This is a genomic window from Leifsonia sp. 2TAF2 (genome assembly GCF_052115085.1).
Classification (GTDB): domain Bacteria; phylum Actinomycetota; class Actinomycetes; order Actinomycetales; family Microbacteriaceae; genus Leifsonia.
On the sequence record NZ_JBFRFY010000001.1, the window covers coordinates 24055 to 36633 of the forward strand.

The following is a 12579-nucleotide window of genomic DNA, read 5'->3' on the forward strand; positions in this document are numbered from 1 at the left end:
CCGCCGAGTCCGAGTCAGTCGCACATTCGTGCCGTAGCGTTGTGCTGCTGAAGGGGGAGAGCCACGACACCGCAACCGATCGCCGCGGCCAGCTCCGTGCGTGTACGCCACGACGGCGCATCCGCGTGGACACCGGACGGCGTCGACGTCGAGGTCTCCCCGGGCGAGGTGCTGCTCGTCCTCGGCCCCAGTGGCTGCGGCAAGTCGACCTTCGCCCAGGCCTTCAACGGGCTGGTCCCGCACGCCGTCCCGGCGGAGCTGGAGGGGACCCTGACCATCGACGGTGTGCCGACGACCGAGGTGGGCATCGCTGAATTGAGCGTTCGGGTCGGGATGGTGTTCCAGGATCCGGAGGCGCAGCTCGTGACCCGCACGGTGTTCGACGAGGTGTGCTTCGGTCCGGAGAATCTGCTCGTGCCGGCAGCCGACGTCGAACGCCGCGCCGAGGCGGCGCTCCGTGCGGTGGGGCTCTGGGACCGGCGCGATGACGCCCCGGACATCCTCTCCGGCGGCGGCAAGCAGCGGCTCGCGATCGCGTGCGCGCTCGCCATGCAGCCGTCGCTCCTGGTGCTCGACGAGCCGACCTCCAACCTCGACCCGGCGGGCGCGGAGGAGGTCTATCGTCTGCTCGGCGAACTGATCGCCTCTGACCCGAGCCGGTCGATCGTGCTGGTCGAGCACGACATCGACCTGGCGTTGACGGTGGCGGACACGGTGCTCGTATTGGATGCCGGCGGGCGACCGTTCGCGAGAGGGCCGGTGCGGGAAGTGCTGCGGGCTCGCGCGGAGGAGCTGGACGAGCTCGGCGTCTGGCTTCCCGCTCCGACGTCGGCGGCTCTGCGGCTGAGGCGGGCGGGCGTTCGGATCGACGTTCTGCCGTTGACGGCGGTGGAGTTGTCGGAGGCGCTGGCCGGATCGGACATCAGCGGTCAGGAGGGGCCTGCGGCCGTGGTGCCCTCGTCACCGGACCCCGCGGTGGCCGTCCGCGACCTCACGGTGGCCGTCGGCGACCGCCGCATCCTGGACGACGTCTCGCTGCAGGTGGATCGGGGCGAGTTCGTCGCCATCGTCGGGCCGAACGGCGCCGGGAAGTCGACGCTCGTCCAGCTGCTCGCGGGGGTGCGCCGCGCGCCGCGCGGGTCGGTGGACGTGCTCGGGATGGATCCGTCCCGCAGGGCCGGACGGTCGGTCCGGCAGGCGGTGGGGTTCGTCTTTCAGAACCCGGAGCACCAGTTCATCGCCGATACCGTGGAGGCGGAGCTCGCCTTCGGACTGCGGCGGCGGCGGCTCACAGACGACGAGATCGGGGATCGGGTCGAGCGGATGCTGACCCGGCTCGACCTGGGCGCTCAGCGCACGGCCCATCCCTTCCTGCTCTCCGGTGGGCAGAAGCGCCGTCTCTCGGTCGGCACGGCTCTCATCGAGGATGCGCCCATCCTGGTGCTCGACGAGCCGACGTTCGGCCAGGACCACGCGCGCGCGAACGAGCTGCTCGACCTCCTCGCGCGGTTGAACGACGAGGGCACGACCGTCATCGTGGTCACGCACGATCTCGGGCTGATCGGCGAATACGCGACCCGCATGGTGATCCTCGACGGCGGGCGGGTGGTCGCTCAGGGCGAGACCGCCCGCATCCTGGGCGACCGGCGCCTGCTCGAGGAGCACGCGCTGCGGCAGCCGCCGCTCGCGCGGGCTCTGGCCGGACCCCGCATCCCTGCCGGGCTTCGCGGCCTGACGCGGCTGACCGACCTGCCGGGGGCGCCATGACGGCACCGGCCCTCCTCCTTACTGTGGCGCCGCCCAGCGCGTTCCTGTACCGACTCAACCCGTTGGCCAAGCTCGCGGCGGTCGTGCCGGCGTGGATCGGCTTGCTCGTCGCGCGAGACATCGGCGTATCGCTCGCGCTCGCGCTCGCCGCCCTCCTGCTCGTGCTCGTCGGGGCGCGGCCGCGGGGAGGGGCGCTCCTGCTTCTGCTGGTCGCCTTCCCGGCCGGCGTCCTCGTGACGTCCCTCGGGTTCGCGCTGTGGGCGCCCTCGTTCGGCGCCGGGCTCGCGACGGGTGTGCGGTTGGGAGCGCTCGTCGCCCTCGGTCTGGTGGGCGGGCTCACGACCAGCGGTCCCGACTTCGCGCGGGCGCTCACGGCGCAGCTGCGCATTCCGTATCGCTTCAGCCAGACGGCGGTCGCGGCGTTCCGGTTCGTGCCGCGGTCTGCTGCGGAACTCACCCTCATCCGGCAGGCGTTGAGGGTGCGCGGGGTGTTCCCCGGCCGCGGCCCGATCGCTGCGGTGCGGCGGGCTGCCGCGACGGTGGTGCCGCTTCTCGTGTCGAGCATCCGGCACGCCGATCGCGTCGCGCTGGCGATGGAGTCGCGGGCGTTCGGCGCGCATCCGCGGCGGACGGAACGACGGCCGGTGCGGTGGCGCACGGTCGACACGGGGTTCGTGGTCACGGGTTGGGTCGTGACGGCAGGCGTGCTGGTTCTGGTCTGAACGACCCGGAAACCGCCCCCACCCGGGGGTGATTCCGGCCCGCCCAGGGTGAATCGAGGGTGAAATCCGACCGTTCGGGCCCGGGATATCGACACACTCTGTGTAAATCCCGATTCCGGTCGTGTTCCCGCGCGCCCGCCCCGTTCTGCCCGAAGGACACCGCTTTGCTTACCCGTCTGCGTTCCCTCCTGCTCCTTTCCCCCGGCCGCCACAGCCGCCGCACGCTTCGCGCTCCGGCGAGTGTCGCCGCCGGCATCGTGCTGGCGCTGATCGGCGCCGTCGCCCTCGGGGTCCCCGCGGCCAACGCCGACGACCTCGGCTCCGGTGTGCTGAACCTCTCCAAGACGGCGAATGTCACCGAGGTGGAGCCGGGCCAGAGCTTCCTCTACACGCTCAACTACGGCTGCTCGTCGACGACCACCGGTTGCGTGAACGCGACGCTGACCGATCCGGTCCCGGCGCCGCTGCAGATCGTCGGCAAGCCGAACGTGGTGGGCGCGGGCAGCGTGACCACGACCGTGAACGGCAACACCGTGACGGTCGCGTTCGCGGACAACGTGCCCAACACGGTCCCGGCCAGCACGGGCCTCGCCGCGGGCACCACCGGGTCGGTGCAGATCCAGGTGACGATGCCGGCGGATGTGGACAAGAGCTTCGACGGGGTCCAGTTGACCAACACGGCCACGTTCCAGGCCACCAATGCCTCGACGGTCAGCGGCGCCGTGCCGGTCACCGTCCACGTGCCGGACGTGATCCAGGCGAGCGTCTCGAAGACCTGGACGCCCGGTTCGACGCAGTACAACCCGGGCGAGACCTCGCAGGTCGCGCTGTCCGTGACGAACACGTCCAACATCCCGGCCACCAGCCTCACCATCGCCGAGCCCACCGATCCGGCGGCGCCCAGCAGCACCTTCTCGTACTACGACCTGGCAGGATTCGGCGCCGTGACGTTCCCGGAAGGTTCGGACCAGGTGCAGGTGATCGCCCTCACCGCGGGCGGCCCGGCCGCCGGCCCCGTCGGCGCGACGCCGCAGCTGGCCGCCGGCGTGCAGCCGGGCGACGTGACCGGACTCCAGTTCGTGTTCTCCTCCAGCACCGGTGACACCATCGCGGCGGGAGGCGCGGCCGGCTCGGTCGCTCTCACCCTCGCCCAGCGCGCCACCGACCGCACCACCGCCGCCAGCCTCGTGACCGGCGGCACCCGCACCAACCAGGTCGGCGCGAGCGTCAGCACGCCGAATGGCGACGGCCAGGCGCCTCCGGCCTCGGCACAGCAGGTCGTGGCCCCGCTGACCGTGAGCGTCGCGGCCGACAAGTCGTTCGTCGAGCGGCAGATCCCGGCGGGCGAGTCCTCCGTCGGAACCCTCGTCGCGCGCAACACCTCCACCGGTCCGCTCATGAGTCTCACCGTCCGTGAGCCCGGAACCGGCAGCTTCTTCACCGACAAGGTCACCTTCGGCGGTTTCGCGACGGGTGCGGCCTGGCCGCAAGGCGCGACCGGCGCGACCGTGCAGTGGTTCGTCAACACGGGTACCGCTCCGGCCGACTCGTCCTTCGATGCAGCCTCCGGCCTGCCCGCCGCCCCGACGCTCACCGGCGGTCAGTACCTGACCGGTTTCCAGGTCGTCTACACGGGCACGATCGCCACCGGCGCCTCCGCCACCATCCCCTTCACCGTGAACACCACGACGGATTCCGGCCCGACCGGCTCCGGCTTCGTCAGCTACCCGAACACCGTCACCGTCACCGGCGCCAACCCGGCCGGCACGGCGACGGATGACGCCACGGCGAACCTCGACGTCTACTTCCCCGAGGTGAAGCTGACGCTTGACAAGACCGTGACGCCGAGCACGGTCATCCCCGGCGGCACCACCCTGGTGCAGCTCTCGGCCCAGACGCCGACGGGCACCAGCTCGGTGCGACCGAACACCATCGTCGTCAGCGAGCCGCAGGACACCGCGAACGCGCCGTACTGGAACGCGTTCGACGCCACCTCGATCGCTTCGACGGCCGTGCCGTCCGGGTCGACCCTGACGATCGAGTACACGACCGACGGCACCACCTGGAAGACGCTGACGGTCGTGGATGCGACCGCTGCCTCCAAGACCTACTCCGCGGTGCTCGACAGCGTGCTTCCCACCGGGACCACCCACGCGGACCTCCGCGGCCTGCGCTTCACCTTCACCGACAGCGACGGCTTCGGCCAGGCGACCAACGTCAAGCCCGCCATCGGCTTCACCGCCCGCGCTGACCTGCGCGACGGCTCCGGACCCACGAACCCCGGCGCCTACCCGGCCACCACGCCCTACCAGAACTGCGCACAGAGCCTGGCGAGCGGGAAGGTCGCCGGCGGGACGACGGTCATCAGCCAGCCGGCCGTCGACTGCGCAACGGTCGACGTCCAGGCCACCCAGGGCGGCCCCGGCTCGCTGCTCGCCTCCAAGAGCTGGGACGGCACGAAGGTGCTGCAGGCCCAGTCCGGAACCACGACCGGCGTGACGCTGGGCTGGGGCAGCCAGGTCAGCGGGATGCAGTCGATGACCATCCAGGACCCGGCCGTGCCGAGCCCGGTCGACGGCAGCGTCTTCCAGGCCTTCGACCTCGCGCGCATCGACGCGATCACCCCCACGGTGACGCAGGGCGCCGCCTTCGACCCGCTCATCCGCTGGGACAAGGTCTCGAAGGTGGAGCTCTTCGACGGCACGCAGTGGAACGACATCACGTCGGAGGCCTGCGTCTCCGCCAACACCTGTGACGGCATCTTCCCCGGCTACACGTTGACGTCCGCCGAGCGGGCCTCCACCCAGGGCGTGCGCCTGACGGTGATCGAGAGCCCGAACCGGGCCGCGCGCATCTCCTCGACCGGTGACCCGACAGCGCCGGCCGTCGGCAGCGGCGTGGCCAGCATGAGCGCCAGCACCCAGCCGGGCGGCCGGACCATGCACCTCGACCTCACCATCCGCAACAGCGTCCGTGGCAGCACCCCGACGGACTGGGTGACCGGGACGCGCACGTACAACCTGGCGGGCTCGCCCGGTGCCGTGGACAACACCGTCCGGGTCGGCGCCCAGCCGTTCACGGGCGCGCCCACCAGCCGCGACGCGAACGACCACGTCACGATCGTCGACCCGACCTTCACCACCAAGGTGACCAAGACCGCGTCGCCGCAGACGCTGGTCATCCCGCAGCCGGATGTGCCCGCGGCCAACTACCCGACGACGACGTACACGACCTCGGCCGTGAACACGTCGAACAGCAGCACCTGGCAGCTGCGTCTGTCGGACCCGGCGGAGTGCACCAACGCGACGACCACGAATCCGTGCGTGTTCGCGCCGTATGACGCCGCCGCCAATCCGTTCGAGCAGCTCACCCTGACCAAGATCGTCGTCGACCTGAGCCAGGCCGCTGGCGTGCAGACCTCGCAGAGCAGCGTCTCGCTGCTGCATCGCGCGGCAGATGGGACCGAGACGACCCAGACGCTGAGCATCGCGGCTGCCATGGCTCTTCCGCCGGCCCAGTTGAGCGATGTCGTCGGCGTCAGCTCGCTGTTCCGCGGTACCAACGCCCAGGGGCCGGACGGCACCGGCGGCACCATCGCGCCGCAGCAGAAGGTCGTCCTCACGCTGACCGCGCAGCTGCGGAAGACGACGCGCACCGGAGGGACGGCTCCCATCCCGGGCATGATCGACAACACCGCCCACGCGACGCTGCACGACGACGTCTACCCCGGCGTGCAGGCGGCCGACCAGCAGGGCACCACTCTGACCCTGCAGAACGGCAACCTGCAGGTCACGACGGGCAAGTCGTTCAACCCGACGAGCACGCTGCAGGCGAAGCCGGCCGACCCGATCCAGGTCAACCTGCGCGCCCGCTCGACCGGGACGCTCGCGCCGAAGGTGCTGGTGATCCAGGATGCGGCTGACACGTTCTGGAACGCCTTCACCCTGAAGTCGTTCACGCTGCCGAACACGCCGACGGGCGCCGACCGGGTGCAGGTGGATGCGCGCACCGGCTGGGGCGCCTCGGCACAGTGGCAGGCGGGGACGCCGACGGCCATCGGGTCCGCAGCGCTCCCGGCCGGTGTGTCGGCGAGCGACGTCACCGGGCTCCGGTTCACGTACACCCGTGCCGACGGAGCCTCCTTCGCCGCATCGAACAACGTCGACAACGTGCAACTGAACCTGTCGCTGCGCACCACGCTCCGCGACGGCAGCGGACCGGTCACCTCGACCGTCGTCACCCAGCCGATGCCGGGCGAGACCGTGCCGGGGATCATCTCCGACACCGTGACGGCCGACGCCTCGTACAACGGCGTCGTCGCTCCGCAGGCCACGGCCACCGCGACCTTCAGCGTAGACCCGGGAACGGCCAAGCTGGCCGTCGAGAAGACGAGCCCCGGACAGGCGGCATCGGGCCGCGAGGTCAACTGGACGCTCCGGTTCAAGAACACGGGAACGGGCATCCTGCCGAACCCGGTCGTGACCGACACCCTGCCGGCCGACGGTTCGCTGCTCTTCGTGCCCACCAACGTCCCGACGTACAGCACGTCCACCGGAGGAACGCTGCCGGTGGACGGCGCGGCGATCGTCCGCACCTACGACGCGGCCTCCGGAACGATTCGGTTCGCCTGGCCAGCCGGATCGCAGCTCGCGCCGGGTGAGACCTACAGCATCACCATCGGCTTGCAGATCAAGCCGGGGCTCGCCCCCGCCTCGACCGCGCTCAACGGTTTCGGGGTGACGACGGACCGCCAGCTGACCTCCGCCGACTGCACCGCTCTGAACCCGAGCAACGGACGCCCGGTGAGCTTCACCGCGAACACGTGCGCGACCAACAACGTCGTGACCACCCTCTCGCAGGGATCGTTCACCGCCTCCAAGGGCGTGAAGTCGTCGACCGGTCTGGCGCAGAACATCGTCAACCCGGCCATCCCCTGCACCGCGGACACCGACGGCTACTACCGCTACCCCTGCGCGGCGGTCAGCGCGATCGGCGCGGTCGACGACTGGAAGCTCGACATGGTGAACGGCGGAAACGTCGCCGCCAAGGCGCTGACGGCCATCGACGTGTTCCCGTACCCGGGTGACGTCGGCGTGGTCGACTCCTCCGCGCGCGGATCGGTCTACACCCCGCGGTTCAACGGCGATCTGACCTTCGTGCCGTCGGCGGATGCCGCCGGGGCGATCATGACCTGGTACGTCACCACCGCGGCGAAGCCGTGCGCCGATGACATCACGCCGGGCAAGTCCTGCGCCGCGGGTTCGTGGCTGCCGTCGAGCCAGGTCGGCTCGACCATCCAGGCGGCGGATGTGACCGGCGTGAAGATGGTGTTCGACTTCACCGGTACCGCGACCGGCACCCTGGCGGCAGGCGCGGCGGTGAAGGTGACGTACACCAGCACCAACGTGCCCACCACGACGGCGAACGACCACCGCGCACCGGTCGGCGCACCCGTCACCGGCGTGCGCGCCTGGAACTCGTTCGGCTTCTACCCGACCTACGTGTCGGGCTCGCAGCCGGCCGGTCCGCAGGAGCCGATCAAGGCAGGAGTCATCCTGACCGGGGGCCCGCTGCAGATCACGAAGACCGTCACCGGTGCGGCGGCGCAGTATGCGCCGACCAGCTTCCAGGCCGACGTCTCCTGCACGGTGGGCGGCGTCGCCGTCGGCCTCGGCGCCAAGGCTGCCGTCACGCTGAGCGCGGCGAACCAGTACACGGCCCGGATCGACGGCATCCCGACCGGCGCCCAGTGCGCCATCGTGGAGCACGGCGCCGACGGCTCGTACGGCGAGGCGAGCCGCAGCGTGACGCCGGGCACGGTGACGATCGCCGCAGCGGATGCCACTGCGCCGGTGTCGGATGCGCAGAAGGTCGCGATCGTGAACGACTACCCCACCACGGACCTCGTGGTGACGAAGCACGTCGACACCGCCGCGACGGCGGGCTCGTTCGGGCCCTTCGGGGTCGGCGTGGTCTGCACGGCGCCGCTCGGCCAGAGCATCCCGCTCGTCGCCGCTGACGCCGCCTTCACGCTGCAGGACGGTGGGTCGCACACCATCGCCGGCCTGCCGGCGCACGCGAAGTGCGTCGTGACCGAGACGGATGCGGATGGCGCCGCAGCCACCCCGAACCATGTCGGGTTCTCGATCGACGGCGCGGCAGCGACCGACGGCTCGCAGGCGACGGTGACGCTCGGCGACGGCGCTCAGCCGACCGACGCGGAGATCGTCAACCACTACGCGGCCGGCGCCCTCGCGATCACCAAGATCGTGGACGGGGACGCGGCGGCGGGCTACGGAGACGGCCCGTTCACGGTGCACGTCACCTGCGTCTACGACGGTGACCAGACCCTGTTCGATGGCGATCTCAGCATCGTCGGCGGCGAGACGCTGACCGTTCCGGGCCTCTACCCCGCAGGCACCGCGTGCTCGGTGGTGGAGACCACGAACGGCGGCGCGACGGGCAGCACGGTGGACACGCCGACCGTCACCATCCCGGGAGCGGCCGACGGCTCGGTCCCGACCGTGACGGTGAGCGTGACCAACACGTTCTCGGCCGGCAGCGTCAGCATCGTCAAGGAGCGCACCGGAGACGGCGTCGCCCGGTACGGCTCTGGCCCCTTCACCGCGCAGCTCGTCTGCACCTGGCAGAAGGACGGCCAGACGCTGACCATCCCGTTGCCCGATGCCGGCGTCGTCACGCTGGATGACGCCAACGGCTACACCGCGAGCGTCACCGGCCTCATCCAGGGCGCTCACTGCGACACCACTGAGACAGGCGCCGGCGGAGCCACCGCTGTGGCCATCGCTCCGGCGGCCGGCGTCACGGTGCCGGTCGGCGCCCCGGCCCAGGTGACGATCACCAACACGTTCGACACCGGCTCGCTCGTCATCGACAAGAAGCGCATCGGCGACGGCGTGGCGAAGTTCGGCGCCGGCCCCTTCACCATGCAGGTCACCTGCAGCTACGACGTGGATGGCGTGGTCACCCCGATCGCGCTGGCCGATGGCGGGAAGGTCGTCCTGTCGAAGGACAACGGCTACACCGCCACCATCGACGGCCTCATCGTCGGCGCATCCTGCGCGGTCGAGGAGACCGACGCGGGCCTCGCGACGGCCACGACGATGGACCCGAAGGACGGCACCGTGGCGATCGGAGCAGGGGCACCCGTGACGGTCACCGTGACCAACCGCTTCGACGTGGGTCACCTCCGCATCGCGAAGACGGCGGACCGCTCGACCGCGGCCGTCGGAGACACGATCGTCTACACGATCACCGTCACCAACGACGGACAGATCGACGCCAAGGATGTCGGAGTGACGGATGTCATGCCCGGTGGGCTCCGAACGGTCAGCACGACGCCGAGCGCGACGACGACGAGCAGCGGACTGCACTGGGTGATCCCGGGCATCGCGAAGGGCGCGTCCGCGAGCATCCGGGTGGTCGCGACACTCATCGCGCCGCAGGACACGACCAACAAGGCCACGCTGGACCCGCAGGACGGACCGTGGGATCCCTCGACGGGTGACGGTCAGTGCGGCGACGGGGCGGCGGCGTGCGCCACGGTCACCGATCCGGCTGTGCACGGACTCGCCAGCACCGGCAGCGACCTGTTCGGCTCGCTCGGGTGGGCGATGACCGCGCTGGCGGCGTTGATCGCCGGCGCCGGGCTGATGCTGCTGCGTCGGCGGCCACGACTCCGGAAGCGATGAACCAGACGGAATCTGGTCGGCGACCGGCCGAAGGAGGGGAAGGGTAAGCCCTCTCCGTCGAGCGGCGGGGAGGACGGGAACCTCCCCGCCGCAACCGTCATGCCGTGTCCACACGCTGGACCGGCCGGTCGAGCGTGCAGGATGGTAACTCCCGCACTCTCGACGGAGGTTTGCTTGACCCAGAGGTCACCCCGCCCCGCAGCACGCCGCATCAGCACGCGGTCGCTGCTGATCATCGCGGCGTTCGCCGCCCTGGGCGCGCTGCTGCTCATCCTCCTCGCGCCGGTGACCGCGATGCTCGCCGCACTGTTCCCGCCGGCGTACGCGCTGGTGGCCGGGGTGCACAGCGTGCTGCCGTTCCTGGCCAGGAGGCTGGTCGGGTTCGCGTGGGCGACGACGGTCACCTGCGCTCTCGTCGGGATCCTGACAATCGGGCTCACGCCGCTGGGGGTGCTCATCCTCGTCCCTTTGGTGATCACCGGCCTGGGTTTCGACCTGACCCTGCTGCTGCTCGGTCGTCGCGGACAGGTGCGGCCGTGGCACCACATCGTTGCGGCGGTCGTCACGGCTGTGCTGCTGTTCCTGGTCTCGCTGCCGGTCATGTCGCCCGACGATCTGGCCGTGCCGATCCTCCTGCTCACGTTGCTGGGGCGGCTGGCCGGACAGCTCGCCGCGGTGGCGGTGGCGTGGGCGATCGGGACGCGGGTGCTGAAGGCCGGCGTCATGCGGCCTCACTCCTTCTCGACCAGCAGGTGACGCTCCAGTGCGACGGCGATGGCCTGATCGCGCGTCGAGACGTCGAGTTTCCGGTACACGCTCCGAAGCTGCGACTTGACCGTGTTCACTGACACGCTCAGCTGCGATGCGATGGCCGTGTGCGACGAATGGACCAGGAGGGCGGTGAGCACCGCCGTCTCCCGGCGCGTCAGGAAGACTCCGGGTCCGGCATCGGGCAGCACTGAGCGCAGCCCCGGGGCGGACGCGATCTCCTGGAAGCCGAGGGAGCCCAGCGCCCGCGCCACTTTCGTCAGATCCTGCGGCGGCAGAAGTGCCAGCGGGAGGAGCAGCTCCCTGCTGTTCGAGAGGAGCGCACCCAGGTGGTCCAGCACCGGAGCCGCCCGCTTCTCGGTAGAGAAACGGAGCAGAGCGGCCACCTCCAGCGCAGACGCCTCGGCGCTCTCGCGGATCGACATCGTCATCGCCGAGAGGGGCCGGAGTTGCTGCAGGGCGGCGCCGTGGCGGCCGAGCACCAACTCGACGCGGGCGGTGCCGATCCGGCGGCCGACATCCCCGACCGGCTCCCTGCGGAGAACGGCCGAGGCTGCATCGGGATGACCGAGAGACAGCTGCAGAACGGCACGGGCCGGCGCTAGGGCGCCTCTCCCGGCCTCCGTGCGTCCCTCCGGGCCGCCCTCCCGGACGGACTGGTCGAGGAACGCCAGCGCGCGGCCGGGGTAGCCGTTCAGGAGTTCAGCCATCGCGGTGGCCAGGACGTACGGCATCCAGTGTCCGGCGCGTCCGGTGGCGGGGGCCACGCGCGCCAGCAGTCCGGTGGCGGTCGGCGCATCCAGCCGGTCGACGGCAAGGATCGCCTCCGCCGTGCGGAACATCGCGGCATCGTCCGGCCGGATGGGTGCGGTGTCCGCGGCCGCCGCCAGTATGTTCCGTGCCCGGCGCGTGTCGCCCTGACGCGCGTGAACGGACGCGAGCATTGCGAGGTTCGCTGATGCAGACGACAGAGCCTGGTCACGCGCGGACTCGAGGCCTTTGACGAAGGTGTCGAGGGCCTCTCCTGTCGCTGCCCCGTCGAGCGGGGACGTGTCGAGGAGGGATGCGCCGAACCGGGCGTACAGCCCGCTCACGGTGTCGGCGTGGTCCGCACCCACTACGGGGAGGGCGTCGAGTTCGGCGATCCCGGCGCGCGCCGCTGTGGCGGCCCATTCGGGCCGCCCCTCCCGTCGGTGCAGCTCGGCCTTCGTCGCCAGGATGATCGCGCGGTCGATCGTCGGCAGCATCTCAGCCGGGTCGTCGAGCGCGGGAATCGCCGCCTTCCACCGCCGGAACGCGCTCCATCCGCCCGAGCGGTCGTCGAGCGCCATCAGCGCGAACAGTGCGGCGAGCACCGGCTCGTCCGCCGCACTGTCGGGATGGCGCCCGACAGGGTCCGCGCCGTGTACGGGCCAGGCGAGAAGGTCGAACCAGTGCTCCCGGGCGACCTCGGCGGCCTGAGCGGTCGTGCTCGACCGCAGTGCTTCATTCAGTTGGGACCAGCCGCTCGTGCGGCTGGTCGTGTCATTCGCTCGTTCCACGAGCCGTCCTCCGACAATCTGGACGCGCGTTCACGCGGCAGGGCGGAACGGCGCGACGATGTCCGAGGA

Annotated in this window: 5 protein-coding genes; 4 read left to right on the top strand and 1 reads right to left on the bottom strand. The window is 71.0% G+C overall.

All coding sequences use genetic code 11. From position 1 onward, the window contains the following. The first annotated feature begins 96 nt into the window (after positions 1–96). The 4 genes from AB4Z18_RS00105 to AB4Z18_RS00120 all read left to right on the top strand — a co-directional run bounded on the left by AB4Z18_RS00105 (position 97) and on the right by AB4Z18_RS00120 (position 10957). Positions 97–1767 carry an ABC transporter ATP-binding protein gene (locus tag AB4Z18_RS00105; RefSeq protein ID WP_441780664.1) on the top strand — a complete coding sequence of 557 codons (1671 nt, stop codon included), beginning with the start codon at positions 97–99 and terminating at the stop codon, positions 1765–1767. Continuing rightward, positions 1764–2489, top strand: coding sequence for an energy-coupling factor transporter transmembrane component T (locus AB4Z18_RS00110; protein ID WP_441780665.1), 726 nt, complete (start codon positions 1764–1766; stop codon positions 2487–2489). Before AB4Z18_RS00105 ends, AB4Z18_RS00110 begins: the two co-directional genes overlap by 4 nt. Positions 2490–2653: 164 nt before the next feature. Then, positions 2654–10201: a DUF5979 domain-containing protein gene (locus AB4Z18_RS00115; RefSeq protein ID WP_441780666.1), complete on the top strand. Its 7548-nt coding sequence runs from the start codon at positions 2654–2656 to the stop codon at positions 10199–10201. Between the two features lie 174 nt (positions 10202–10375). Then, the gene (locus tag AB4Z18_RS00120) at positions 10376–10957 is read left to right on the top strand and encodes a hypothetical protein (protein WP_441780667.1); all 582 of its coding nucleotides are present in this window, start codon (positions 10376–10378) and stop codon (positions 10955–10957) included. Here AB4Z18_RS00120 and AB4Z18_RS00125 read toward each other — a convergent pair. Then, entirely contained in the window at positions 10933–12510 is a 1578-nt protein-coding gene (locus AB4Z18_RS00125) for a response regulator transcription factor (protein ID WP_441780668.1), read from the bottom strand. The two genes, AB4Z18_RS00120 and AB4Z18_RS00125, sit on opposite strands and share 25 nt — an antisense overlap. Positions 12511–12579 lie beyond the last annotated feature (69 nt).

What these genes read in the sequence shown, in the direction of transcription:
- AB4Z18_RS00110 (WP_441780665.1), top strand. Translation starts at nt 1,764, where the DNA reads ATGACGGCACCGGCCCTCCTCCTTACTGTGGCGCCGCCCAGCGCGTTC.